This is a genomic window from Pantoea sp. DY-17, from assembly GCF_019795975.1.
Lineage (GTDB): Bacteria > Pseudomonadota > Gammaproteobacteria > Enterobacterales > Enterobacteriaceae > Pantoea > Pantoea leporis.
Genome location: NZ_JAIMIG010000002.1, coordinates 171,180 through 195,736 on the forward strand (window position 1 = coordinate 171,180; position 24,557 = coordinate 195,736).

22 protein-coding genes are annotated in these 24,557 nt (G+C 56.0%); 16 read left to right on the forward strand and 6 right to left on the reverse strand.

What is annotated here, in order from left to right; all coding sequences use genetic code 11:
- Position 1: 1 nt before the first annotated feature.
- Positions 2 to 1,138 carry a UDP-4-amino-4-deoxy-L-arabinose aminotransferase gene (gene arnB, locus K5Y33_RS11280; protein ID WP_222233974.1) on the reverse strand — a complete coding sequence of 379 codons (1,137 nt, stop codon included), beginning with the start codon at positions 1,136 to 1,138 and terminating at the stop codon, positions 2 to 4.
- A 300-nt stretch (positions 1,139 to 1,438) separates the two neighbouring features.
- Here arnB and K5Y33_RS11285 point away from each other — a divergent pair, with 300 nt between their 5' ends.
- The 4 genes from K5Y33_RS11285 (at position 1,439) to K5Y33_RS11300 (ending at position 5,568) form a co-directional block, all read left to right on the forward strand.
- A complete protein-coding gene (locus K5Y33_RS11285; protein ID WP_255610297.1) occupies positions 1,439 to 1,591 on the forward strand; it encodes a hypothetical protein in 153 nt (50 codons plus the stop codon).
- Positions 1,592 to 1,729: 138 nt separating this feature from the next.
- Positions 1,730 to 2,497, forward strand: a complete 768-nt coding sequence (locus K5Y33_RS11290) for an A24 family peptidase (protein ID WP_101761452.1) — start codon at positions 1,730 to 1,732, stop codon at positions 2,495 to 2,497.
- A gap of 206 nt (positions 2,498 to 2,703) precedes the next feature.
- Positions 2,704 to 4,089, forward strand: coding sequence for a diaminobutyrate--2-oxoglutarate transaminase (locus tag K5Y33_RS11295; protein WP_110866938.1), 1,386 nt, complete (start codon positions 2,704 to 2,706; stop codon positions 4,087 to 4,089).
- A gap of 12 nt (positions 4,090 to 4,101) precedes the next feature.
- Entirely contained in the window at positions 4,102 to 5,568 is a 1,467-nt protein-coding gene (locus tag K5Y33_RS11300) for an aspartate aminotransferase family protein (RefSeq protein WP_222233975.1), read from the forward strand.
- 37 nt (positions 5,569 to 5,605) lie between these two features.
- Here K5Y33_RS11300 and K5Y33_RS11305 read toward each other — a convergent pair whose 3' ends face one another.
- Positions 5,606 to 6,532 (reverse strand): LysR family transcriptional regulator, encoded by a 927-nt coding sequence (locus K5Y33_RS11305; RefSeq protein WP_222233976.1) that lies wholly within the window; start codon positions 6,530 to 6,532, stop codon positions 5,606 to 5,608.
- A gap of 97 nt (positions 6,533 to 6,629) precedes the next feature.
- Here K5Y33_RS11305 and K5Y33_RS11310 point away from each other — a divergent pair, with 97 nt between their 5' ends.
- A complete protein-coding gene (locus K5Y33_RS11310) occupies positions 6,630 to 7,493 on the forward strand; it encodes an aldo/keto reductase family oxidoreductase (protein WP_222233977.1) in 864 nt (287 codons plus the stop codon).
- A 33-nt stretch (positions 7,494 to 7,526) separates the two neighbouring features.
- Here K5Y33_RS11310 and K5Y33_RS11315 read toward each other — a convergent pair whose 3' ends face one another.
- The gene (locus K5Y33_RS11315; protein WP_222233978.1) at positions 7,527 to 9,011 is read right to left on the reverse strand and encodes a PLP-dependent aminotransferase family protein; all 1,485 of its coding nucleotides are present in this window, start codon (positions 9,009 to 9,011) and stop codon (positions 7,527 to 7,529) included.
- Between the two features lie 109 nt (positions 9,012 to 9,120).
- Between K5Y33_RS11315 and gabT the strand changes: the two genes are divergently transcribed.
- On the forward strand, positions 9,121 to 10,383 hold the full coding sequence (gabT, locus tag K5Y33_RS11320; RefSeq protein WP_222233979.1) for a 4-aminobutyrate--2-oxoglutarate transaminase: 1,263 nt from the start codon (positions 9,121 to 9,123) through the stop codon (positions 10,381 to 10,383).
- A 94-nt stretch (positions 10,384 to 10,477) separates the two neighbouring features.
- Positions 10,478 to 11,872, forward strand: a complete 1,395-nt coding sequence (gene gabP, locus K5Y33_RS11325) for a GABA permease (RefSeq protein WP_222233980.1) — start codon at positions 10,478 to 10,480, stop codon at positions 11,870 to 11,872.
- A 32-nt stretch (positions 11,873 to 11,904) separates the two neighbouring features.
- Here gabP and K5Y33_RS11330 read toward each other — a convergent pair whose 3' ends face one another.
- Entirely contained in the window at positions 11,905 to 12,231 is a 327-nt protein-coding gene (locus K5Y33_RS11330) for a hypothetical protein (protein ID WP_101761446.1), read from the reverse strand.
- A 176-nt stretch (positions 12,232 to 12,407) separates the two neighbouring features.
- On the opposite strand from K5Y33_RS11330, the gene K5Y33_RS11335 reads away from it, so the two are divergent.
- Positions 12,408 to 13,745 carry a glycoside hydrolase family 10 protein gene (locus K5Y33_RS11335; protein WP_370634134.1) on the forward strand — a complete coding sequence of 446 codons (1,338 nt, stop codon included), beginning with the start codon at positions 12,408 to 12,410 and terminating at the stop codon, positions 13,743 to 13,745.
- A 161-nt stretch (positions 13,746 to 13,906) separates the two neighbouring features.
- On the opposite strand, the gene K5Y33_RS11340 is transcribed toward K5Y33_RS11335, so the two are convergent.
- Positions 13,907 to 14,827: a LysR family transcriptional regulator gene (locus tag K5Y33_RS11340; RefSeq protein WP_222233981.1), complete on the reverse strand. Its 921-nt coding sequence runs from the start codon at positions 14,825 to 14,827 to the stop codon at positions 13,907 to 13,909.
- Positions 14,828 to 14,970: 143 nt separating this feature from the next.
- On the opposite strand from K5Y33_RS11340, the gene K5Y33_RS11345 reads away from it, so the two are divergent.
- The 8 genes from K5Y33_RS11345 to K5Y33_RS11380 are packed head-to-tail and all read left to right on the forward strand — an operon-like array spanning position 14,971 to position 22,503.
- Entirely contained in the window at positions 14,971 to 15,918 is a 948-nt protein-coding gene (locus K5Y33_RS11345) for a PDR/VanB family oxidoreductase (RefSeq protein WP_222233982.1), read from the forward strand.
- Complete coding sequence (locus K5Y33_RS11350; RefSeq protein ID WP_222233983.1) at positions 15,915 to 17,114, forward strand: amidohydrolase family protein; 1,200 nt, start codon at positions 15,915 to 15,917, stop codon at positions 17,112 to 17,114. The genes K5Y33_RS11345 and K5Y33_RS11350 overlap by 4 nt, the downstream gene beginning before the upstream one ends.
- Entirely contained in the window at positions 17,104 to 17,559 is a 456-nt protein-coding gene (locus tag K5Y33_RS11355; protein WP_192235591.1) for a RidA family protein, read from the forward strand. The genes K5Y33_RS11350 and K5Y33_RS11355 overlap by 11 nt, the downstream gene beginning before the upstream one ends.
- 14 nt (positions 17,560 to 17,573) lie before the next feature.
- A complete protein-coding gene (locus tag K5Y33_RS11360; RefSeq protein WP_222233984.1) occupies positions 17,574 to 18,452 on the forward strand; it encodes a creatininase family protein in 879 nt (292 codons plus the stop codon).
- A gap of 9 nt (positions 18,453 to 18,461) precedes the next feature.
- A complete protein-coding gene (locus K5Y33_RS11365) occupies positions 18,462 to 19,433 on the forward strand; it encodes an ABC transporter substrate-binding protein (RefSeq protein ID WP_192234952.1) in 972 nt (323 codons plus the stop codon).
- Positions 19,430 to 20,263, forward strand: a complete 834-nt coding sequence (locus tag K5Y33_RS11370; protein WP_192412919.1) for an ABC transporter ATP-binding protein — start codon at positions 19,430 to 19,432, stop codon at positions 20,261 to 20,263. The genes K5Y33_RS11365 and K5Y33_RS11370 overlap by 4 nt, the downstream gene beginning before the upstream one ends.
- A complete protein-coding gene (locus K5Y33_RS11375) occupies positions 20,260 to 21,060 on the forward strand; it encodes an ABC transporter permease (RefSeq protein ID WP_101761439.1) in 801 nt (266 codons plus the stop codon). Before K5Y33_RS11370 ends, K5Y33_RS11375 begins: the two co-directional genes overlap by 4 nt.
- Before the next feature lie 54 nt (positions 21,061 to 21,114).
- On the forward strand, positions 21,115 to 22,503 hold the full coding sequence (locus K5Y33_RS11380; protein WP_222233985.1) for an FAD-binding oxidoreductase: 1,389 nt from the start codon (positions 21,115 to 21,117) through the stop codon (positions 22,501 to 22,503).
- A 55-nt stretch (positions 22,504 to 22,558) separates the two neighbouring features.
- Here K5Y33_RS11380 and K5Y33_RS11385 read toward each other — a convergent pair whose 3' ends face one another.
- Positions 22,559 to 24,415, reverse strand: coding sequence for a hypothetical protein (locus K5Y33_RS11385; protein ID WP_222233986.1), 1,857 nt, complete (start codon positions 24,413 to 24,415; stop codon positions 22,559 to 22,561).
- Between the last annotated feature and the right edge of the window lie 142 nt (positions 24,416 to 24,557).

Consider the following 24,557-nt stretch of genomic DNA (forward strand, 5'->3'; position numbering starts at 1 on the left):
GTCAAACTCCAGCGATATGACGTAATGCGCTAATCACGCGCGTGACATCTTCATCGCGCATATCAGGGAACAACGGGATTGAGCAGATGCGATCGCTATTCCATTCGGTGTGCGGCAACGAGAGTTGCGGATAGCGTTCGCGGTAATATTTGTGGGTGTGCGCGGCACGGAAATGCAGCCCGGTGCCGATATCCTGCGCTTTCAAGGTTTCCATAAGCGCATCACGGCTGATGCCGCACTGCGCCTCATCAACGCGAATAATGAACAGATGCCACGCGTGTTGATGTGGCCATTCTGGCTGCGCCAGCGGCAGAAACGGCGTATTCGCCAGTTCAGTGAGATAGCGCTGCGCAATCGCCGCGCGGCGCTGATTGATGGCGGGCAACTTTTTCAGCTGAACCAAAGCAATTGCGGCGCTGATATCTGGGAGGTTGTATTTGAAACCCGGCATGATCACTTCGGCCTGCGGCTTGCGGCCGTGCGTGTGGCGCTCGTACGCATCGACGCCGAGTCCGTGGAATTTCAGACTGCGCATGCGGTCGGCCAACGCCGCATCATCGGTGACAATCAAGCCACCTTCGGCGCAGGTCATGTTTTTGATGGCGTGGTAGGAGAAGATCGCCGTGCCCTGCTGGCCAACGTGCTTTTCTTTGTAATAACAGCCTGCGGCGTGCGCCGCATCTTCAATCACCGGAATGCCATGGCGCTCACCAATAGCGCGAATGGCATCTATATCGGCGGGCGCGCCAGCGTAATGCACCGGAATGATGGCGCGCGTACGCGGCGTGATCGCCGCTTCAATCAGCTCCGGCGTTACCATCAAGGTGTCGCGATCGATATCGATCATCACCGGCGTCGCACCCAGCAGCGTGATGATGTTGATGGTGGAAACCCAGGTTAGCGAAGGCGTGATCACCTCATCGCCGGGCTGGATGCCCAGCGCCAGCAGCGTGACGTGCATCCCCGCCGTGGCGGAGCTGACAGCAATCGCATGCTGATTGCCAGTGAGCTGGCAAAAAGCCTCTTCCAGTTCGGCATTTTTCGGGCCGGTGGTGATCCAACCCGACTCAAACACCGATTTAACGGCGGCTAACTCTTCTTCACCCAACGAGGGCCGTGAGAATGGTAGAAAATTCATTATGTTACCTTGGAATTAAGCACTATTTAACGGCCATTTATTCCAAAATACGCGGGTTAACTTAACGCAACATTAAATGAGAAGGGTACTAAGTCGGCTTTTTCTGACACGTTGAGGATTGGTAGAGGAAGGGTCAAATTTGCCGGTTTATCATCATGAACCAGCACACTTCTTAAGGTTAAATTAAGGTTTTGACCCTATACTAAGTCAGGATATGTCTTATAACGTCTGGAGGATAATGCGATGAGTACGGCTACTGACAGACTTTCTTAGGCAGCGCTGCGCCGCCACCATATTGGGGTGAAAACCAAAGGATTGCGCTATCGCGGCGATCTATATGTGTTCCGCTATAACGCCGGCCACTACGATGTGTTCCTTAATAACGACCGCGTAATGTCATTGAATACCAGCAATGTGCAGGAAGCGATTCAGCTGTTCAAGCAGCAAGCTTAATCTTCTCCTCTCCATTTCTGGAGCCCGCTCTGCAATCCCGATGTATGCCGCTGTAACGCCCTTTTACCTCTCGCACCTATCCTCGCTTCGGCGTAAAGTCCTGGCAACGACAAGCCTGGATGGCGCGAGGTATGAGTAATGGAATACGTATATGGCTTAATTAGTGGCCTATTAGGATTGGCCGTAGGCAGCTTTCTTAACGTGGTGATCTCGCGGTTGCCATTGCAAATAGTGCACCCGAACACTCCGCTAAATGTGTGTTGTCCGCCCTCTCACTGCCACCAATGCACCACCGCGCTGCGCTGGCGCGACAACATTCCGCTCATAAGTTGGTTACTGTTACGCGGTAAATGCCGTTATTGCCATTGTAAAATCAGCGGGCGTTATCCACAGGTGGAGATAATTACCGCGCTTCTGACGCTGCTGCTTATCTGGCTGATGCCAGTCAATATGCAATTGCTGGGCGCGCTCATATTGTTCTGGGCGTTAACGGTATTAGCCTTTATTGACCTCGAACATCTGCTTTTACCGGATGTGATTACGCTGCCCTTGCTGTGGATTGCGCTGCTGTTTAAAGCGATGGGATGGCTACCCGGCTCATTACAAGAAGCGGTATGGGGATCCATAGCGGGATATTGCTTGTTGTGGGCGCTATCAATTTTATATCAATGGATTAGAGGGATTGAGGGATTAGGGATGGGCGATGCAAAACTGCTGGCGGCAATCGGCGCCTGGTTGGGCTGGTCGCTTTTACCCTGGGTGCTTTTATTGGCTTCGGGCGGCGCTATTTTATGTGTTTTGATTTCCAGAGTTAGCGGGCAGCGCGAGCTCAATCACGTCATCGCCTTTGGTCCGTGGATCGCCTTAGCGGCTATAAGTCTCTTTATTCATTCGATTATTTTTTAACCACCCCAACTGCGGTGCGAAATTAAGTGGCCAATTTCTGGCCAACGCTCTGATTCATATATGGAAAGAGTAAACAAATCTAAACAAAATTAATCATTGTGATGTAGGTCAAAAGGCTCTATATTGGCCGCGTTTTTTCACAGCTGTTACTTTTTTGTTCAATTAGTCAATTGGCGAGCCTTACGTGCCCCGGTTGAAGGAGAGATATGATGACGGATAAAGTCCGTATTGATAGTTTTGGTGCCAATGCATTCAACGGAAATAACGACGCATTCTTAGCCCGTCAGGCTGAGTTTGAATCTAACGTTAGGAGTTACCCGCGCAAACTGCCTTTAGCTATCGCTAAAGCCCATGGCGTGTGGATCACAGATGTTGAGAATAAACAATATCTTGACTGTCTGGCTGGCGCAGGGACGCTGGCACTGGGTCACAACCATCCTGATGTTCTCCAGAGCATTCAAAATGTCATTACCAGCGGCTTGCCGTTACATACTCTTGATCTGACTACTCCACTGAAAGATCAGTTCTCTGAGTCTCTGCTCTCGCTGCTGCCAGGCCAGGGTAAAGATTATTGCCTGCAGTTCACCGGCCCTTCTGGTGCCGATGCAGTTGAAGCCGCGCTGAAACTGGCGAAGAAAGCCACTGGCCGTAGCGGCGTGATCAGCTTCTCTGGCGGTTATCACGGTATGACGCACGGCGCGCTGTCCGTCACCGGTAACCTGGCACCGAAAGAAGCGGTTGATGGCATGATGCCAGAAGTGCAGTTCATGCCTTATCCGCATCAGTATCGTTGCCCGCTGGGTATCGGTGGTGAAGCTGGCGTGAAAGCGCTGACCTATTATTTCGACAACCTGATCAACGACGTGGAAAGCGGCGTGCGTAAGCCTGCAGCAGTAATCCTCGAAGCCGTTCAGGGCGAAGGCGGCGTGAACCCAGCTCCCGCTGAGTGGTTGCAGCGCATCCGTAAAGTGACGCAGGAACACGGCATTCTGTTGATCCTCGACGAAGTTCAGGCTGGCTTTGCCCGTACCGGCAAATTCTTCGCCTTCGAACACGCCGGCATCGAGCCAGACATCATCGTGATGTCTAAAGCTGTGGGCGGCGGTCTGCCACTGGCTGTGCTGGGCATCAAAAAGCAGTTCGACGTTTGGTCACCGGGTCATCACACCGGCACCTTCCGTGGCAACCAGCTGGCGATGGCTACCGGCCTGACCACGCTGAAAATCCTCAAAGAGCAGGATATTGCAGGCAAAGTGGCTGCGCAGGGTGAATGGCTGAAACAGCAGCTGGCCGCGATGCAGAAACGCTTCCCGGTAATTGGTCACGTTCGTGGTCTCGGCATGATGATCGGTATTGAGATCGTTAAACCGAACGAAGCGGCCGATCACATGGGCAGCTTCCCGGCTGACGGCGAACTCTCTGCGCTGCTGCAGAAGAAGTGCTTCGAAGCAGGTCTGATTCTGGAGCGCGGTGGCCGTCATGGCGCAGTTCTGCGTCTGCTGCCTTCACTGCTGATCACCAACGATGAGCTGGCGATTTTCCTGGATAAATTTGAGCAGGCGCTGATTGGCGCTGGCGTCAAACCTGTTTGATTGGAAGAGTAAATGTCTGAAGTAAACCCGATTCTGGCCGCCTCTGCACAGAGCATTGAGGCGTACCAGCAGGCGATTGCCCAGAGCAGCGCCGCGGTTGTGCAGTGGCTGCAACAGCCTGAGATGTATCAAGGCAAAAGCGTTGCCGAACTGCGCGAGCGTATCACGCTCGACTTCAATCCAAACGGCCTGGGTAACCAGGCCGCGATTGAACGCGCGATTGAATATTTCCTGAAAGACAGTCTTTCAGTGCATCACCCACAGTGTGTAGCGCATCTGCACTGTCCGAGTCTGGTGGTAAGCCAGGCGGCAGAAGTGCTGATTAACGCGACCAATCAGAGTATGGATTCGTGGGATCAGAGCCCTTCTGCCACCATCATTGAGATCAAACTGATCGAATGGCTGCGTGCGCAAGTGGGTTACCCTGCTGGCGACGCCGGTGTGTTCACCAGCGGCGGCACCCAGAGCAACCTTATGGGTCTGATGCTGGCACGCGACGCCTTCTATCAGCGTCAGGGTCACTCGGTGCAGCAGCACGGTATCACTGGCGATCTACGTAAGATCAAAGTGCTGTGCTCTGAAAACGCGCACTTCTCCGTACAGAAGAACATGGCGCTGCTTGGCCACGGCTATCAGTCTGTAGTGCAGGTGAAGTCTGATCAATTCGCCCGTATGGATGTGTCAGACCTGAAAGCCAAGCTGGCGCAGGCCGACGCTAACGGCGAACAGATCCTGGCGATCGTGGCGACTGCTGGTACCACCGATGCCGGTGCGATCGATCCGCTGCGTGAAATTGCCGGCATTGCTGCCGAGCGCAACATTTGGGTACACGTTGATGCAGCATGGGGCGGCGCGCTGCTGCTGTCCGAGAAGTATCGCGACTACCTCGATGGCCTGGAGCGGGTGGATTCCGTCACTTTGGACTTCCATAAACAGTATTTCCAGACCATCAGCTGCGGTGCGTTCCTGCTGAAAGATGAGCGTCATTACGAGCTGATGCGTTATCAGGCGGCTTACCTGAACTCTGAGTTTGACGAAGAGGCCGGTGTGCCGAACCTGGTATCCAAATCCCTGCAGACCACGCGTCGTTTCGATGCACTGAAACTGTGGATGGGCCTGGAAGCGCTGGGTCAGAAACAGTATGCGGCGATCATCGATCACGGTGTGACGCTGGCGCAGGAAGTGGCGAAATTTGTTACCTCTGAACCACGCCTCGAGCTGGTGATGCAGCCTCAGCTGGCGAGCGTACTGTTCCGCTATCGTCCAGAGCAACTGACCGATACTGCTCAGATTGCGCTGTTCAACCAGCGTATTGGCGATGCGCTGCTGGATTCAGGTCGCGCCAACGTAGGTGTGACCGAGAATCAGGGCGTAACCTGCCTGAAGCTGACCTTGCTGAACCCAACCGTGACGCTGGAAGATGTTAAACTCCTGCTGGCGCTGGTTGAGAAAACCGCGAATCAGCTGCTGAACGCATAATTACCTGTGATGCGAATAAGCCGATAACTGGCAACGGTTATCGGCTTTTTTTCGCTTCTGCACCTGAATTCAGTTCGCGCACATAATCCAGAAACGCCTGTAGCGGCGCCGGAATCAACCGGCGATCGTTGTAATAGAGCCAAAGGCCAGAGAAGCTTTGCCACCAATCCGGCAGAATCGGCTGCAGGCTGCCATCACTCAGCGCCGGTCTAATCCAATCCTCAAATAAGTAGACCACGCCGCAGCCAGCGATTGCCGCTTCTACCGTCAAGTCCATCGCCGCGCCGATACTGCAAATCAGCGGACCTTTCGGCTGCAAGCGCACGGTTTCCTCGCCGCAGGTAAATTCCCATTCAGCAATCACGCCAGTCGCATAGCGTCCGTATAAACAGCGATGCTGCACTAAGTCGCGCGGATGCTGTGGTTTACCGAACTGCGCCAGATAAGCGGGTGATGCCGCCAGGGCAAAGCGCTGGGTGCGCGGACCGATTGGCAGTGCCACCATGTCTTGCTCCAGATGATCGTCATAACGAATGCCGGCATCACAACTATCGCGGAACACATCCTGCACATTACTTTCCGCCACCACTTCCAGCTGGATATCGGGATAGCGCTTTAGAAATCCCGGCACAATCGCCGGTAACACTATGCGCGCGGCGCTCACCGGCACGTTTAAGCGCAAGGTGCCGCCCGGCGTATCGCGGAACGTGTTCAACGCATCCAGCGCCGCATCCACTTCGTTCATCGCCGGAAGCAGGCGCGACATCAGCGCCCTGCCAGCTTCAGTTAATGCCACGCTGCGCGTGGTGCGATTGAACAGCCGTACGCCGAGCTGCTCTTCGGCACGCCGCACCGCATCACTCAAGCGCGACGGATTACTGCCGGTCATGCGCGCCGCCTCACGAAACCCGCCCGCTTTTGCCACCGCCACCACCGCATGCAGCAATGCGATATCTAATGCCATTGTTCGCCACCTCGTACACTGTGTCCTGATTTGTCCGGATAGTTGCACAGCGTTGTGGCGATTACAATCTAACCACACACTGACGAAGGAGCTTTCCATGTCTCATCCAGCATTGACTTACACTCTTGGCGATCGCCAGGTTGCACGACTCGGTTATGGTGCCATGCAGTTAGCCGGCCCCGGCGTGTTTGGTCCGCCGAAAGATGAAGCGCGTGCTTTACAGGTGCTGCGTGATGCGGTCGCAGCGGGCGTGAATCACATTGATACCAGCGACTTTTATGGTCCACACATTACCAATCAGCTGATCAAAAAAGCGTTACATCCTTACGCCGATGATTTGGTGATCGTCACCAAAGTGGGCGCACGCCGCGACGATAAAGGCGGCTGGTTACCGGCATTTACGCCGGAAGCACTGACGCAAGCGGTGGAAGATAACCTGCGCAATCTTGGGCTTGATGTGATGGAAGTGGTTAATCTGCGTTCGATGTTGGACGTGCACGGACCGAAAGAGGGGTCGCTGGAGCCGCAGGTTGAAGCGATGATCAAGCTGAAAGAGCGCGGGCTGGTTCGTCACATTGGGCTGAGCAACGTTACTGCTAAACAGGTGGCCGATGCGCAGGCAATGACGCCGATTGCCTGCGTGCAGAACCTCTACAATCTGGCTAATCGTCAGGATGAGGCGCTGCTTGACCAGCTGGCAGCGCAAGGCATTCCTTACGTGCCGTTCTTCCCGCTCGGCGGTTTTTCACCGCTGCAATCGGATCAGCTGAGCGAGGTGGCGAATGAACTTAACGCTACGCCGCTGCAGGTGGCGCTGGCGTGGCTGCTACAGCGTTCGCCAAATATTTTGCTGATTCCGGGGACGTCATCGCCGGAGCATCTGAAGCAGAACCTGGCGAGTAGTGAAGTGAAACTTACGCCTGAAATTGTGCAGCGTTTAGATAGCATCGCCCAACCATAAATAGACCAGGTCGCCATTTATGGCGACCTCCCGTCAAATGATCCCCATCTCCGCCAGACACCCTTTCAACGTACCAAACGCATCCTGGCACTGCCGTTCATTGACGCAGGCAAAACCCAGCAGCAAGCCGCGCCGTTCCTGCGGATGCATATAATATTGCGACAACGGCCGTACCTTCACACCGCGCCGCAGCGCCAGTGCGGCGACCGCTACATCGTCGCAGCCGGTTGGTAGATTCATCACCAGATGCAATCCCGCTTCGTGATTCACCACCGGCAAAAAATCGGCTCCTAAATAACGCTCAATCAGGCTCACCATAAAGCGCCGCCGCTGGCTGTAGAGCTTGCGCATGCGTCGAATGTGCGACATGTAATGCCCTTTCTGAATGAACTCCGCCAGCGCACGCTGCACCAGCAGATGTCCGCCGCGATACAGCTCCGCCGCCGCCACACGCAGCGGCTGCGCCAGCGCTTTTGGCACCACCAGATAACCGAGACGCAGCGCCGGATAGAGCGTCTTGCTAAAAGTGCCCATATAAATCACCGGCGCATCCGGCTCAAAGCCTTGCAACGACGGGAACGGCTGGCCGGAGAAACGAAACTCGCTGTCGTAATCATCTTCCACCAGCCAGGTTTTGTGTTTGCGCGCCAGATCGAGCAGCTGCTTGCGCCGCTCCAGGCTGAGATGCACGCCCAGCGGATATTGATGTGACGGTGTCACGAAAATCATCTTCGGTGCGCGACTGCGCGGCGGCAAATCGGGGCTCAATCCCTGCTCATCCACCGCAATGGCATTGATTTTCAGTCCGTTGATGCGTAGCAGATTGCGCGTCCCCCAATAACCAGGCTCTTCGATCCACACCTGATCGCCGGGATCGCACAACACGCGTGAAACCAAATCCACCGCCTGATGAATTCCTTCAGTGATGATGATTTGATCGGCATCGGCGCGTACCGAACGCGCCACACTCAGGTACTCCGCCAGAGCAGCACGCAGCTGTGCACAGCCGCCGTTGCTGCTGTAGATCAGCCGTTCGATATCCGGTTCACGGTTCAGACGCGCCTGAATCTGGCTGAAGAGTTTATGCGGGAACTGCGTGACATCCGGCGCGCCAGGCACAAAAGCGCCCCACTGATATGGCGAGGCATTGGCATGGCCGAGCAGCGAAGCGCCGCGTTTGGAAATCGCCGCCGGTTTCGCGGTTAACGTTTCGATCGGCGCCATGTTGCGCGGCGTGTTCAGCGATCCCTCCGGCAAATTTTCTGCAATCCATGTTCCGCTGCCGGTACGCGCAGTGACGTAGCCTTGTGCCATCAAATTCTCATACACGTTCAACACCGTGTTGCGCGACACCGACAGCTCGCGCGCCAAATCGCGCGTGGCGGGCAAGCGCGTGGCGCGCGGAAAAATGCCTTCTGCAATAGCGGCTTGCATACAACTCAGCAAACGCTGCTGCAACGTCCCTTCCGGCATAAACTGCATGCGCTCTAATACATGATCGGCGTACAAACTTCGCAATTGGCTCCCCTCTTTTCACTGAAAGTGGCTCTGGCAAGATAACTCAGCGCAGGCATAAATAAGCGTGTTTGTCGTGATTTGTAAAGACGCTTATCGCTAAGGAAAGGTTATGGAAGGTAAAAACAGCCAGTTGCAGCAACGTAAAGATGATGCCCTGCCACGCGGCACCGGCAATCTTTGTCAGTGGTATGTAGAGCACGCGGAGAACGCCACGCTGCGCGATGGTGAAGGCAACAGCTGGATCGACTTCGCTGGCGGCATCGCGGTGCTGAACACCGGGCATCGCCATCCGCGCATCGTGCAGGCGATTGCCGATCAGTTAGAGAAATTTACCCATACCGCATTCCAGGTGACGCCGTATGAGAGCTATGTGGCGCTGGCGGAACGCCTCAATCGCGTGGTGCCGATTGCCGGTAAAGCCAAAACTGCGTTCTTCTCCACCGGCGCTGAAGCGGTAGAAAACGCGATAAAAGTGGCGCGTGCAGCGACGCGTCGTCACGGCATCATCACCTTCGGCAACGCCTTCCACGGTCGTACTTTTATGACCATGGCGATGACCGGCAAAGTGGCCCCTTACAAACGCGACTTCGGTCCGATGCCCGCGTCGGTGTGGCACGCGCGCTATCCCAACAGCGTCACCGGCATCAGCGTTGATGATGCGCTGGCCAGCTTGCAGGATATTTTCGCGCAGGACATCGCGCCACAGGATGTTGCGGCTATCGTGCTGGAGCCAATTCAGGGCGAAGGCGGCTTCCACGTCGCGCCGCCTGAATTCTTCAACCGCCTGCGGTCGCTGGCCGATGAGCACGGCATTCTGCTGATTGCCGATGAAGTACAAACCGGCTTTGCCCGTACTGGCAAGCTGTTCGCAATGGATCACTATGCGGTGAAACCGGATCTCATCACCATGGCAAAAAGCCTCGCGGGCGGCATGCCGTTATCGGCGGTCAGCGGCCGGGCCGAGATTATGGATGCGCCGGGTCCAGGCGGCTTGGGTGGCACCTACGCTGGCAATCCGCTGGCAATTGCCGCGGCGCATGCGGTGCTGGACGTGATCGCCGACGAGAAGCTGTGCGAACGTTCTCAACAACTCGGTGCGCAGTTAACCGATTTCCTGCACAGCGCACGCAGCCAGTGTTCCTCCATCACCGACATTCGCGGCCTTGGCTCGATGATTGCGGTGGAGTTCGCCAGCGCGCAAACCGCGCAAACCATCCAGCAACACGCGATGGCGCGTGGGCTGCTGCTGCTTACTTGTGGCCCGCAGGGCAATGTCATCCGCTTCCTCTATCCGCTCACCATTCCTGATGCGCAGTTCCGCCAGGCGCTGGAGATCCTCAGCAGCGTGCTGAGTCAACACGCCGATTCGTAACAATCTACCCAGCTCGCGCGGCGGGCTGGGCTTCTCACCTGTTGTAACCCGGCTGCGCGTCGCGCGGCCCGAGAGACGCTTTGGAGAAATATTGATGAGTTCACAGAATGCCGATGTACTGGCGCAAGGCCTGAAGCCGCGTCATGTGCGGATGTTATCAATTGGTGGCGTGATTGGTGCCGGATTATTTGTTGGCTCTGGCCATGCGATCGCCGAAGCCGGCCCGGCGGTACTGCTGGCCTACATCGCCGCGGGCGCGTTGGTGGTGCTGATTATGCGCATGCTGGCCGAAATGGCGGTGGCATCACCGGATTCCGGCTCTTTCTCCACCTACGCCGACAAATCGCTGGGCCGCTGGGCCGGTTTCACCATCGGCTGGCTGTACTGGTGGTTCTGGGTGTTAGTGATCCCGCTGGAAGCCAACGCCGCTGGCACCATCCTGCATTCGTGGTTTCCACAAGTTCCGGTATGGGAATACACGCTGGCGATCACCACGTTCCTGACCATCAGCAACCTATTCAGCGTCAAAAACTATGGCGAGTTTGAATTCTGGTTCGCCCTGCTGAAAGTGGTGGCGATTGTCGCATTTCTCTGCGCGGGTAGCTTAGCGGTGTTTGGTTTGATGCCGGGCAGCAGCACGCAGGGGATCTCACATCTGTATGACACGCAAGGCTTTATGCCTAACGGCATCGGCGCGGTGCTGGCGGCGATCCTCACGACCATGTTCTCTTTTATGGGCACCGAGATTGTCACTATTGCCGCCGCCGAATCGCGCGAGCCGAAGAAACAAATCACCCACGCCACCAACTCGGTGATCTGGCGCATCGCGCTGTTCTATCTGCTGTCGATCTTCATCGTGGTAGCGCTGGTGCCGTGGAATACTCCGTCGCTGATGAAAGCCGGTTCTTATCAGACAGCGATGCAGATGATGAACGTGCCTTACGCTAAGCAGATCGTTGATGTGGTGGTGTTGATTGCGGTGTGTAGCTGTCTCAACTCTGCGCTGTATACCGCATCGCGCATGATCTATTCGCTTTCACGTCGTGAAGATGCGCCTGCCGTCGCGTCGCGCACTACACGCAGCGGCACGCCGTGGGTAGCGGTGTTGCTCTCCACGGCGGCGGCCTTCCTCGCGGTGATCGCTAACTATCTGGCGCCGAGCGCAGTATTTGAGTTCCTGCTCGCCAGTTCCGGCGCCATCGCGTTGCTGGTGTATCTGGTGATCGCCGCGTCTCATCTGGTGCTGCGTAAAAAGCGCGAAGCGCGCGGTGAAATCCTCAGCTATCGCATGTGGCTGTTCCCTGGCCTGACGTGGGCGACGATGGTGTTCATCGTTGGCGTGTTGGTTGCCATGCTTTTCAACCAACAACACCGTCCAGAGATTATCGCCACCGGCCTGTTGACGCTGGGTGTCGTCGCCGCCAGCCGTATTGTGCATCGCAAACGCGTGGCGCGGAAAAACGAGGAGATGGTGGCGTTACGTTCGTAACGCATGACTTCCAGGCAAGGATGCCGCGGAACTTAGTCGTACTGCACGTCGATGCTGATGGCTTCTTCCTGCACGTTGAGGTTTATCGCGCATTTACGCCACACCGGCAGACCGTTGGTCATATTGTTATCCACGAAGTACTGCTGAAAATCTTTCAGCGCCTCCGAGAGATCGCCTATCGCGCGCGCATCGGGTTCAAACCAATCCGGTTCACCGTTTTCATCGATGTAATCGAACTGAAACTGCCCGCCATCATCGTCCGCAAACAGTTCAGCCTGAACGATCAATTCCCGCGCACCTTGCGGGCCACAGCTAAAGATGATCTGGCCGATACGGCGATAAAGGTCTTCGTATTGCATAGGTTTTGGGTTCCTCAAATAAATTTACTGCGTGCAACTCATTGCGACGCTACAAAATCCCGTACTTATCCGTAGCGGCGCGATTCATCGTGCAAACCATGACACCATTATTGACTTTAGTTCGCATGATAAGAGAATGAGGCTCTTCGAACAGAAAGTTGCAAAAAAGGGAGTTTATCATAGCCTGTTCACATCGTTTTCCCTGGGTTAACACCTATAAAAAATCCGCTGCGCTGGTCGCCATTGCTGTCGCCCTCTCACTGGCCAGTTGCTCCTCGCCACCACCGAAATCACTGGTCACGCCGTTGCCGACGGTCACCAAACCGCCAATGCCCACTAAACCAGCACTGAGCAAAGAACCGGTACGCGGCGTGTGGCTCACCACCGTTTCACGCCTCGACTGGCCGCCAATCAATTCCGTGAATGCCAGCCCGACCAACCGCATCCACCAGCAGCAACAGGCGTTGACCGATAAGCTAGATAAACTGAAAAGCCTCGGCATCAATACGGTATTTTTCCAGGTAAAGCCGGATGGCACCGCGCTGTGGCGCTCCAGCATCTTGCCGTGGTCAGATATGCTCACCGGCAGGATTGGTGAAGATCCCGGCTACGATCCGCTGAAATTTATGCTGGATGAGGCGCACAAACGCGGCATGGAGGTGCACGCGTGGTTCAACCCATATCGCGTCTCGACCAACGTCAAACCTTCCACGGTTAACGCGCTGAATAATACGCTTGCGCTGCAACCGGCCAGCGTATTTGTGCTGCATCGCGACTGGATCCGCACCGCCAGCGACCGCTTCGTGCTCGATCCCGGCATCCCCGCCGCGCGCGACTGGATCACCAGCATCGTTGCGGAAGTGGTGTCGCACTATCCGATCGACGGCGTGCAGTTCGATGACTATTTCTATACTGAAACGCCCGGTTCAACCCTCAACGACAGCGCCACGTTCCGCCAGTATGGTCAGGGTTTTGCATCGAAAGCTGACTGGCGGCGCAACAACACGCTGCTATTAATTGAGCAGGTGTCGCGCACCATCAAGCAACTGAACCCGAACGTAGAATTTGGCGTCAGCCCGGCAGGCGTGTGGCGCAATCTGTCGCATGATGCGGCGGGCTCCGACACGCGCGGCGCGGCCGCCTACGACGAAGCCTACGCCGATACGCGTCGCTGGGTGCAAATGGGACTGCTGGATTACATCGCGCCGCAGCTTTACTGGCCGTTTGCGCGCCAGGCCGCCCGTTACGACGTGTTAGCCCACTGGTGGGCGGACGTGGTGAAGCCAACGCATACGCGACTCTATATCGGTGTAGCGCTGTACAAAATCGGCGAAGCGTCGAAAAGCGAACCTGACTGGACGATGAATGGCGGCGTGCCGGAGTTGAAAAAGCAACTCGATCTCAACGAGTCGCTACCGCAAATTAACGGCACGATTTTGTTCCGCGAAAATTACCTTAATCAGCCACAAACCCAGGATGCGGTGAATTATTTGCGCAGCCGTTGGGGCGATTAACATTATCGTAAGGTCGCCATTAATGGCGTAATGCCGATCAGTTAAGCGCCGTATCATATAACCGCACCTTCTGTAGCGGCGCGATTTATCGCGCAATGAATTGCGCCGCTACAATGTGAGCATTCGATAATGAGGGGTTTTCAAGCCTTAACTAACGAGCATTACGCCAGCAACTCCTCACTCTGCATCAGTGCAAAAAACGACTCCAGCTCGCGCAGCACCATCGAAGCGGCAATCGAAAGCTGGCGCTGCGGTGCAACACACAGCGACAAGGTAAATGGCTTCAGCACCGTATCGATCAGCGGAATAAACTTCAGTTCACCGCGCCGATACTCATCAACGATATCCAGCCAGCACATCAGGCTTATCCCCACATCATCACGCACCAGTGAACGCAGCATATGAATGTTATTGGTGCGCGCCACTTCGTTGATCTTGATGCCCGAGCTGTTGATCAGCGCCTCCAGCGGATCGGCCAGCATCAGCGGCGCGGCGGGCACGATAAATGGCCAGGATTCGCAGTGGCTGAAACGGATCGACTCCAGATTGGCCAGCGGATGTTGACTGCTCACCACAATTCCCAAACGTAAATCGGCAAACGACTTCACCAGCAACTCGCGCGAACTTTGCGGATTAAGCATGATGCCGAAATCCGCATCGCCCGAGGTCAGCGCATTGGCGATGTGGATGTTGCTCATGGTGGTCAGCGTGAAGGAGATGCCGGGATAGTCACTGCGAATGCGCTGCAAAATCGATGAAAAAAAGCCGCGATTAATCGCATCAATGGTGGCGATATGCACATGGCCGTGACGTAATCCGCGCAAATCATCCAGCTGCGTGCAGACGCGGCCAAAATCCCGCTGCCAGTTTTTCGCCGCATTCAGCAGGATCTCACCCGCTGCGGTCATACGTAATCCTGATGGATGGCGCTCAAATAGCGGCATATCCAGCTGTTCCTCAACGCGCAGGATCTGCCGATCGATTGAGGATGCCGAGACGTGCAGCACCTCAGAAGCCTTGCGCAGCGAACCCTGGCGGGCCACCTCAGTGAAATAGAGCAGAAATCGGGAGAAGGCGAACATAAGAGGTACTCTCTTTTTTGCAACGCATCATGCGAATTAAACAGATGGACGCTTACACATGGGCAAAATAATAATCGCTGCCATGATTAAAACAAGGGTTTGCGCGGCCTTCCAGCCGACGACATCCCTGCTCAGGCAGATAGATGATGAAATCCAATCCTCTCGCCGTCACCGTCATCGCAAAGCAGTTCAACGGTGCAGGCAATGTGTTACTGACGCTGGCGAATCGCAGCGGGCAGCCGCTGCCTGCTTTCACGCCCGGCGCGCACATCGATGTCATTATTCCCGGCTGCGGTAAACGCCAGTATTCGCTCTGCTCTGCGCCAGCCGAGTATTATGAAATCTGTGTTCGTTTGGATGATTATTCAATCGGCGGATCGCGTTGGCTGCATCAGCAGTTAACCACCGGCGATAAGCTAGAGATATCCGCGCCACGTAACCACTTTCCGCTGCCGCACGCGTCGCGCACGCTACTGTTTGCCGCCGGCATCGGCCTGACGCCGCTGTTGGTGATGGCCGAAGCACTGGCGGCGCGTCAGGCGAATTTCACCCTGCACCTTTACCTGAAACACGCCGACCAACTGGCTTTCAGCCAACGTCTGCGCAATCTCGGCGCGTGCGTGGTCATCCACTACAGCAGCGAAGGCGACAGCCTGCGCCAGCGCGTTCCCGAAGATCTCACCCAGCCAGACAACGCTGCGCTGGTGTTCTGCGGCCCGGCGGGTTTTATGCATCATCTGCAGCAGCTGGCGTTGCAACATGGCTGGGACGAAGCACAGCTACACAGCGAGCGCTTCCAATCCACATCTCCGCTGATGGCTGGCGCTGCCTTCGAAGTGCAGCTCGCCTCCTCCGGCGCACGCTTTGCCGTGGGCGAGCAACAAACCATCGCTGAAGTACTTGAAGAAGCAGGGATTGAGATTGAACTCTCCTGCGAACAAGGCATGTGCGGCGCCTGCATCACCGGCGTGTTGGCGGGCGAGCCGGATCACCGTGATGATGTGCTGAGCCAGCAAGAGCGTGCGGCCAACGATTGCATCGTGCTGTGCTGTTCACGTGCGCGTTCACCTTTATTGGTACTGGATCTATGAGCGGCTATCCGGGTGCGACCGGCGCACGTTTACCCCGCTGGCTGCTGCCAGAAAACTGGCCTGAAGCCAACAATCAACCGCAGCTGGCGACCTTACATTTCCACGCTGCGGGCCTGCAATTCGAAGCCGACCATGCAGCAGCACCCGCTGATTATCTGCCGCTTCACGGCGCGCTGGTGCTGCCCGCGTTTATCGAACCGCACGCGCATCTGGATAAAACCTTCACTGTTCAACGCAGCCCGGCGCAACAGCCCGGTTTGCTGGCCGCGATTGCTGCCATGCATCAGGACCGCGTGCACTGGAACACAGCAGATCTGCAGCAGCGCGCTACGCAGGCGCTGCGCTGGGCGGTAGAAGCTGGCGTCGGTTTGCTGCGCACCCACATCGACTGGTTCTCAGTTGATGCACCATTAGCGTGGCAAGTGATTGGCGATCTGCACCATCCGCTGTGCAGCATTGAGCGCGTGGCCCTCGCGCCACTCACCTTCTTTGCCGACGCCAGCGATGCGCAGCATATTGCCGCGCAGGTGGCGACCAGCGGTCCCGGCGCGCTGTTGGGCGGCTTCATTCACAGCAGCAACTGGGATGCGCAGGCGTTTCAGCATCTGATGGAAGCCGCCGAATTGTGGCAGCTGGATATCGATCTGCATATTGATGAAGAACTTAACGTTGAGGCGCAGGGATTGCGCTGGCTGGCGCACTATTTGCAGCAGCATCCATTTAGCGGCGCGATCACCTGCAGCCACAGCTGTGCGCTGGCGCAGCAGGACGATGCGCAACAGATTCTTGCCTTACTGGCGCAACACAATGTGACGTTGATTGCGCTGCCGCTCACCAACCTGCTGTTACAGGACGCGGTGCCCGGCCGCACGCCGCGTCTGCGCGGTTTAACGCTGGTGAAAGAGGCGCAGGCGCTGGGCATTCCGCTGCTGCTCGGCGCAGATAACGTGCAGGACGCGTTCTGTCCGTTTGGCAGTTACGACCCGCTCGATACGCTGTTCAGCGGTTTGCTGAGCCTGCAAATGGGCGCGGCCTTTGATCAGGCCTCCGCGCTGATCTGCCAACGCCGCGCGCTGCTGGCCAATGATTTGGTGATTTTTCCGCATGCCGATGTGGCGAGCTGGCCGTTGCGTCAACGTCAGCGCTATCGGCTGAAAAGGGGTGTGCGTTATGGAGAAACAACAGATGGCGCTTGATGCAGGAGCGGGAAAACCGCTGGCGAAATATGCCGCGTGGCGACGCGCGGGTGACTTCATCTTTCTCTCCGGCATTATTCCGGTGAATCCGCAAACCGCCACCATTGTGCGCGGCTACGACGACATTCCCGCAGCGGCGCAACAGCTGCTTGGCCGCACTGGCGAATTCTCCACCGACATTAAAGAGGGGCCGATTCTGGCGCAGAGTTGGTACGTGCTGGAGAGCATCCGCGCCACCATCGAAAGCGCCGGTGGCCAGATGAGCGATGTCTTCAAACTGGTGCAGTACTTCCGCAACCTCGACCATTTTCCCCACTACAGCCGGGTGCGTAAGCAATTTTTCCCGGATGCACCGCCGGTTTCTACTGTGGTGCAGGTAAGCGAAATGCTGCCGAGTCCGGACGTCTTAATTGAAGTTGAAGCCACGGCGTGGTTGCCGCAATAACACGAGGAGTTGAAATGTTGCATGGTTATATTCCGGCAAACCGCTTTTTGCCGTACCTGAGCTGGACCAACATCGCCACGCTGGAAAATAAAGCCAACACCGTCATCGTCTTGCCGACCGGCGCGATTGAGCAGCACGGCCCGCATTTGCCGTGCGCGGTGGATAGCGTGATCGCCTCCGGCGTGGTCGGCCATGCGCTGGCGCGCTTACCGGCGGAAATCCCGGCCTACGCCATTCCGCCGATCACCTACGGCAAATCGGATGAGCATCTGCATTTTCCCGGCACGCTAACGCTGACCGGCGAAACCCTGCTGCATACCATTCTGGAGATTGGCGAATCACTCTATCGCGCCGGTTTCCGCAAGTTCCTGATGGTTAACGGTCACGGCGGCCAGCCGCAGCCGTTGCAGATGGCGGCGCGCGAACTGCGTCTGCGCCACGGCGACATGATCATCATCATGCAAGACACCTTTAAAGTGCCGAACTGCGCGGAAAGCTTTATGGACGACAAAGAACGGCAGATGGCGATGCACGCGGGACATGCCGAAACCGCGCTGATGCTGGCGCTGGCGCCCGATACCGTGCAGATGGAGAAAGCGGTGGCTAATTATCCGCCGGCATTCCCCTGCCCGACGCTTTCGACCAACAAACCGATGGCGGCGTGGGCCTCCTACGATTTCGGCCCGAGCGGCGTGATTGGCGATCCTTTGCCCTCCACGCCCGAGCAAGGTGCAGCCATTCTCGATTCACTGGCAGAAAGCTGGGCGCAGGTGATTACCGAAGTGCACCAGATGACATGGGTAACCCGCGCCGAACCGGCGTGGGGCACCGGCCAGTGGCAAGGCAAAGTATTAGATCACCATGACGCAGCCGCCTTTTTAACACCTCGCTAGGGAATAATGATGAAAAAGACATTGAGCACTGTTGCCGCGCTTGCGCTGGCACTCTCGGCCCCGAGCATGGCGGCAGAGAAATTCACCTTTATGACCAACTGGTATGCGCAGGCCGAACACGGCGGCTTCTATCAGGCGCAGGCGCAGAATCTGTATCGCGATGCCGGCCTTGATGTCACCATCAAGATGGGCGGTCCGCAGGTGCATACCATGCAGCTGATGGCGGCCGGTCAGGCCGACTGCATCATCAGCGATAACATGCAGGCGCTGGAAATCTGGCAGCAAGGCGTGCAGGCGATGCCGGTTGCCACCACCTTCCAGCACTCGGCAATTGCCTTTCTCACCCATCCGGATGTGAAAAACCAGGCCGATTTGCAGGGCAAAACCTTCCTGCTGGCGGCGGAAGCCTATACCTCATATTGGCCGTGGGCGCAGAGCGCGCTGAAGCTGAAAAATGCCCGCGTGCGTCCTTACACCTTCAGCATTCAGCCGTTCCTTGCCGATAAAAATCTGGTGCAGCAAGGCTATATCACCTCCGAACCGTTTGCAGTGCAAAAAGCCAATGCGCAGGCCAATGTTTACCCGATCAGCGATTGGGGTTATCCGCCGTACGGCAACAGCATCGTGTGCATGAAATCGACCATCGAGAAACGGCCGGCTGCGGTGGCGGCGTTTGTGAAAGCGTCGATGCAGGGCTGGAAAAACTATCTGCAAGATCCAAGCGCCGGTAACGTGCTGATCAAGAAAGAGAACCCGCAGATGAGCGATGAACAGATCGCTTTCGGCATTGCGCAGATGAAGAAATACCAGATGCTGACCGGCGGCGATGCGCAAACCGGCGGCATCGGCATCATGACCGAAGCGCGTCTCAAGCAAACCTGGCAGCTACTGGTCGATACGAAGCTGATCGATGCGGCCAAAGTACCGTTTGACGGCAGCTACACGCTGAAATTCATCCAAGACGTCAAGGTTCTGCCATGAATAGCGCCAGCCATTTGACGCTGCTGCATCCCGATGCGCAAGCGGTGCCGCGTTCTGCGGCGCCACCGGCGATTGAGGTGCTGTCAGCGGAGAAAATTTATCCCAACGGTACGCGCGCACTGCTGCCGGTCGATCTCACTATTCGTCAGGGCGAATTTGTCTCGCTGCTCGGCCCGTCCGGCTGCGGCAAAAGCACCTTGCTAAAGATGATCGCCGGGCTGATTGAACCCACCGATGGCAAGTTAATGCTGTTTCGCCGCGATCGGCGGGAAAATCAGCGCGATCTGCCGCTGTCGTTTGTGTTTCAGGAAGCGACGCTGATGCCGTGGAGCAACGTGCACAAAAACGTGCGTCTGCCGCTCGATTTGGCGGGCGTGCCGCGTGCCGAAGCGGACACCCGCGTGCGCGAAATCCTCGAACTGGTAGGCCTCGGCCAGTTTGGTCACGTATTGCCGCGCGAGCTTTCCGGCGGCATGCAGATGCGCGTGTCGATAGCGCGCGGCCTGGTCACGCGCCCGAAGGTGCTGCTGATGGATGAGCCGTTTGGCGCGCTGGACGAGATCACCCGCAACAAGCTGGACAGCGATCTGCTGGATTTGTGGCAAGAGCAGAAGCTGACGGTGGTGTTTGTCACCCACTCAATTCAGGAAGCGGTGTTTCTGTCGCAGCGGGTGATTATGATGGCGGCGCGCCCCGGACGCGTGGTAGATGACATCCGCATTGAAACCACGTTGCCGCGCGACGATGAGTTCCGCGTCAGCCAGGATTTCACGCATTATGCGCAACAGTTGCAACGCGGCCTGCTGGCGGCGAGCAAGGAGAGTCAATGATGAAACCCTTAGCGTCCCATCGTCAATTTCAGCAGTGGCTGTTCCCCGCCATCGTCGCGGTCGCCATGCTGCTGCTGTGGCAGTTTCTGGTCACCACCTTCAAGGTGCCGGTGTTTCTGGTGCCGTCGCCGCTAGTGGTGGCGCAAAGTCTGGTGCAGAACTTCCCGACGCTGTTTATGTCATTGCTCTACACCCTGAAAATCACCGTTATCTCCTTTGCGGTGGCGATTGTGATTGGTTCGATTGTGGCGTTTCTGCTGGTGCAAAATCGTTTTATTGAGACCGCCCTTTTTCCCTATATCGTGTTCTTGCAGGTGACGCCGATTGTCGCGATCGCGCCGCTGATCATCATCTGGGTGAAAGACACCACGCTGTCGTTGGTGGTGTGCGCCACCTTGATGGCGGTGTTTCCAATAATCTCCAATACCACGCAAGGTCTGCGCAGCGTGTCGCCAGGATTGCTGAGCTATTTCCGCCTTAATCATGCATCACGCATGCAGATTCTGCTGCGCCTGCGTATTCCTTCGGCGCTGCCGTACTTCTTCGGCGCGCTGCGCATCTCCAGCGGCTTGTCGCTGATTGGCGCGGTGGTGGCAGAGTTTGTCGCTGGCACCGGCGGCACCGATACCGGGCTGGCGTACCAGATTTTGCAGGCCGGTTATCAGCTCAATATCCCGCTGATGTTTGCCGCGCTGTTGCTGATTTCACTGGCAGGCTTCCTGCTGTTCGCGCTGATGTCGTGGCTAACGCGCCGCGTGCTGGCGGCATGGCATGAGAGTGAATTGAGCCCCAGTTAAGAAACACGCATGCGCCGTAGTGGCGCAATACCCCTTTTCACACAGGAAATACACATGTCTGATTCCGATCGCCAGTCTGCACTGGCGGCGCTGGTCGCGGCGTTGCCTGAACTTGACTGGATCAAAGAAGCGCCGAAGGTAAAACGTCTGTCGCGCGATTTCCACTGGTTCAGCCCGGTCTTGAAACCGCAGTTGGAAGCGAAGTTTGCCGAACTGGCGGTACGTCCGCGTGATGAGCATGAGCTGGCACTGATCGTGGCAGCCTGCGCCAAACAGCGCGTGCCACTCAATTTGCGCGGCGGCGGCACCGGTAATTACGGTCAGCTGATTCCGCTGCACGGTGGCGTGATGGTTGATATGACGCGCCTCAACGCCGTCACGGCTGTCGGCAACGGCACGGTGCGTGCGCAGGCGGGTATTCGCCTTGGCGACCTCGAAGCGCATACGCGTCCACTTGGCTGGGAGCTGCGCTGCATGCCCTCCACCTGGAAACTGGCGACGCTCGGCGGCCTGTTTGGCGGCGGATTTGGCGGCGTAGGTTCGATTAATTACGGTCCGCTGGCCGCGCCAGGCAACGTGTTGTCGGTGCGCCTGATGACCATGGAAGAGACGCCGCGCATTATCACCCTGCAAGCGCCGGATGCGCTGCTGCTGCATCACGCGTACGGCAGCAATGGCATCGTGCTGGAGATTGAACTGGCGCTGGCACCGCGCCACGACTGGATCGAACGTCTCGACACTTTCAACGACTTCCCTACGGCTATGGCCTTTGCCGATGCGCTGGCCCGTTCGCCGGGCATGGTGAAGCGCCAAATCGCCGTGTTCGCCGCGCCGGTGCTTGATTACTTCAGCGATCTGGCCGATGCCGATGTGGCGGGCAAACATGGGGTGATTTCCGTGGTGGGCAGCGAAAGCGACGGGCTGTTACCTGCGCTGCTGAGCCAGCATGCGGGCCGCAATGCGCTGCATTTTGCCGCAGGGGAAAATAGCGGGCATTCGCTGATTGAATATTGCTGGAATCACACCACGCTGCAGGCGCTGAAAATCGATAAGACGCTAACTTACCTGCAAACTGCTTACGCGACGGATAACTATTTGCAGCAAGCGTTAACGCTGGAAGCGCAATTATCCGATGAGGTGATGTCGCACATTGAATTCTTACGCGATATGAACGGCAGCATTACCTGTAGCGGTTTACCGTTGGTGCGTTATCAGGACGGAGATCGCCTCAACGCGATTATGGCTACTTACCGCACGAATGGCGTGAAAATTAATAATCCACATGTGATTCATATTGAAGATGGCAAACAGGGCATGGTGCGTGCTGATGTGGTGGCGATGAAACGCGCCTGTGATCCCCACAATTTATTAAATCCCGGCAAATTGCGCGGCTGGGAAGTACGCGATACGTTGCCGGATGTGCATATCCCTGGCGTCAATTAACCACGTAGATTTTATTATTGTCGAGCCAGCAACCTCGATTGCTGGCTCGATAAAATTAATAGGGATCGGTAGCACTATGCAATTCAATACTGCGCTCCGTTCCATTGACTCGAACTTTTAAGAAACGACGCGTTCTCCATGATCCATCGGTATTTTGCACGCTCTTTTCGAACACCGGACCATGCAATAACAACTCTTTATTGTCGTTGTACCCAAAGCCAACTTGTTTATTACCAATCCAGTGCTGTTCAAAGGCAACAACTTTCTCCGCATTCAGTCTGGTGCTCTCTTCGGCGCTACAGGCCGTGAAGCTTTTACGGAAAATAAAGCAATTTCCAGCCTGGTATCGGTCTTTGCCATTGGTATCGACTAGCGCAATGGAATAGGCGGTAAATCCCGCAATTTTCACATAGAGTTTGGTTCGGGCACCATTACCCGAAATATGCACTTTGGTCACCGGACTGGAACCCTCGCCGTACCAGCTGCCAATAGAATCTGCACCATTTCTTGCCTGCAGATAGATATTTGCCACGCCTTCCGGCGTACGGCTACTAAAGTCAGTTTGGGTTTCACTTTGTGAGAGGAATTGTGCGGTGCCAATAATGCGCACATGTATTTGCGAGTTGGCATTAGAGAAGGCGAATTCCCCGACATAAAACCACTGTTCAGCCTCCTTCCCCTGATTATCCATGTGATACTGCGAGGAGATATAGTCATAGCTCAATGAACCTTGCGCAACGATTCCCCAATCCGACATCTCCAGTACGCCACGATCGCCTTCACCGATTAGCGTCCACGGCTCAATACCTTCGGTACTGTAATCGAATCCGGCACTTTGGTTGTGAATACTTTTTTGAATTATAGTGGCGCGGCAATAACCCAGTTTTAATGGGTTATCGGTGGATTCAATCGCTAATCCCTCAATCACCCACTGGCCATTGGAAAGATCACCGGCAAATTCGGAGTGTTCAATCCAGCCGTTGCGAATAAAGGATTGGGTACAGCGCGGAAGATCCAATACTGGCTTCTTCGTGCTGCCTTGTAAGTTAAAATTCGACAGCTCAATTGCCGTAGAGTGATCCCACGCGCCTTGTTGGCGATCGGACCAACGAGCATAAACAATGCTGTCCTGACAACCACGGGAATAGAACTGGTCGATTTTACAATCCAGCGTATCGATAAGATCAAGCGCACGTCCGCCCAAATAGCGGAATTCCATACTGCTGACGCGCAAGAACTGGCCGCCGATAATGGTGTTGGCATAGAAACCGACATTATTGAACGCCGTGCCGCCATCACCACCGCTGTCCGAACTCTTGCCTTTCACAACCAGCCCAGAAATTTCGGCATAGCGTGCCTGCACTTTAAAGAAATGTTGACCACGAGGTTTGGTATCCCAGTCGAAAAACAACGTCGTTGTTGGAAAATAACCGAAATTGACCGCCGCACCGGTCACCTTAAAACGGTTAATTTCTTTATCTGAGATATCAAACGTCGACATACTAAATTCGCCCGCAGTAAAACGTATCCCTGCTGATGGCAGCACGCGCTGCGACCAGTTAAACATACGTTTTACCGCTGCGATGCAGTCGGTTTTCCCGTCAGGCACCGCGCCAAAATCCAGCACGGTGACCGAGTTATAATCCAGTATCACCCTTTTCCAGCGTTTCTTTCCCGCAGTCACAATCACCAACCCACCATCGTCTGGCGATGTGGTATCTGTTGCGTCATAAACAAATACGCCGCCGCCAGCTTTCGTTCCGCGCTTATATTCCAGCACCGTAGCAAGTTCACCGCCGGTGGTGGGTTCGGTGGCTTTAAGCTGTTCGATATCTATGACCTGAATAACCGGTGCCGCCGCCGTGACAGTGTTTTGTGGTGTGGTATTCGTATTGCTGGACGCATTCGCCATGGTGTACCCCTTAATTATTAAGAGAAAGTAACTGCACCATCGAGTATAAGTAACTGAAAATTAATGTGTTGATGCGTACCACGCTAACTGGGGCATTTGACTTATGTGATTTTGGCATGGCCTGACAACAATATGATTAATG

Coding starts and splice junctions, on each gene's coding strand:
- K5Y33_RS11385 (WP_222233986.1), bottom strand. CDS start 24,415: ATGGCGAATGCGTCCAGCAATACGAATACCACACCACAAAACACTGTC.
- K5Y33_RS11365 (WP_192234952.1), top strand. CDS start 18,462: ATGAAAAAGACATTGAGCACTGTTGCCGCGCTTGCGCTGGCACTCTCG.
- K5Y33_RS11330 (WP_101761446.1), bottom strand. CDS start 12,231: ATGCAATACGAAGACCTTTATCGCCGTATCGGCCAGATCATCTTTAGC.
- K5Y33_RS11295 (WP_110866938.1), top strand. CDS start 2,704: ATGATGACGGATAAAGTCCGTATTGATAGTTTTGGTGCCAATGCATTC.
- arnB (WP_222233974.1), bottom strand. CDS start 1,138: ATGAATTTTCTACCATTCTCACGGCCCTCGTTGGGTGAAGAAGAGTTA.
- K5Y33_RS11305 (WP_222233976.1), bottom strand. CDS start 6,532: ATGGCATTAGATATCGCATTGCTGCATGCGGTGGTGGCGGTGGCAAAA.
- K5Y33_RS11290 (WP_101761452.1), top strand. CDS start 1,730: ATGGAATACGTATATGGCTTAATTAGTGGCCTATTAGGATTGGCCGTA.
- K5Y33_RS11340 (WP_222233981.1), bottom strand. CDS start 14,827: ATGTTCGCCTTCTCCCGATTTCTGCTCTATTTCACTGAGGTGGCCCGC.
- K5Y33_RS11350 (WP_222233983.1), top strand. CDS start 15,915: ATGAGCGGCTATCCGGGTGCGACCGGCGCACGTTTACCCCGCTGGCTG.
- K5Y33_RS11345 (WP_222233982.1), top strand. CDS start 14,971: ATGATGAAATCCAATCCTCTCGCCGTCACCGTCATCGCAAAGCAGTTC.
- K5Y33_RS11370 (WP_192412919.1), top strand. CDS start 19,430: ATGAATAGCGCCAGCCATTTGACGCTGCTGCATCCCGATGCGCAAGCG.
- K5Y33_RS11360 (WP_222233984.1), top strand. CDS start 17,574: ATGTTGCATGGTTATATTCCGGCAAACCGCTTTTTGCCGTACCTGAGC.
- K5Y33_RS11310 (WP_222233977.1), top strand. CDS start 6,630: ATGTCTCATCCAGCATTGACTTACACTCTTGGCGATCGCCAGGTTGCA.
- K5Y33_RS11380 (WP_222233985.1), top strand. CDS start 21,115: ATGTCTGATTCCGATCGCCAGTCTGCACTGGCGGCGCTGGTCGCGGCG.
- K5Y33_RS11355 (WP_192235591.1), top strand. CDS start 17,104: ATGGCGCTTGATGCAGGAGCGGGAAAACCGCTGGCGAAATATGCCGCG.
- gabP (WP_222233980.1), top strand. CDS start 10,478: ATGAGTTCACAGAATGCCGATGTACTGGCGCAAGGCCTGAAGCCGCGT.
- K5Y33_RS11375 (WP_101761439.1), top strand. CDS start 20,260: ATGATGAAACCCTTAGCGTCCCATCGTCAATTTCAGCAGTGGCTGTTC.
- K5Y33_RS11300 (WP_222233975.1), top strand. CDS start 4,102: ATGTCTGAAGTAAACCCGATTCTGGCCGCCTCTGCACAGAGCATTGAG.
- gabT (WP_222233979.1), top strand. CDS start 9,121: ATGGAAGGTAAAAACAGCCAGTTGCAGCAACGTAAAGATGATGCCCTG.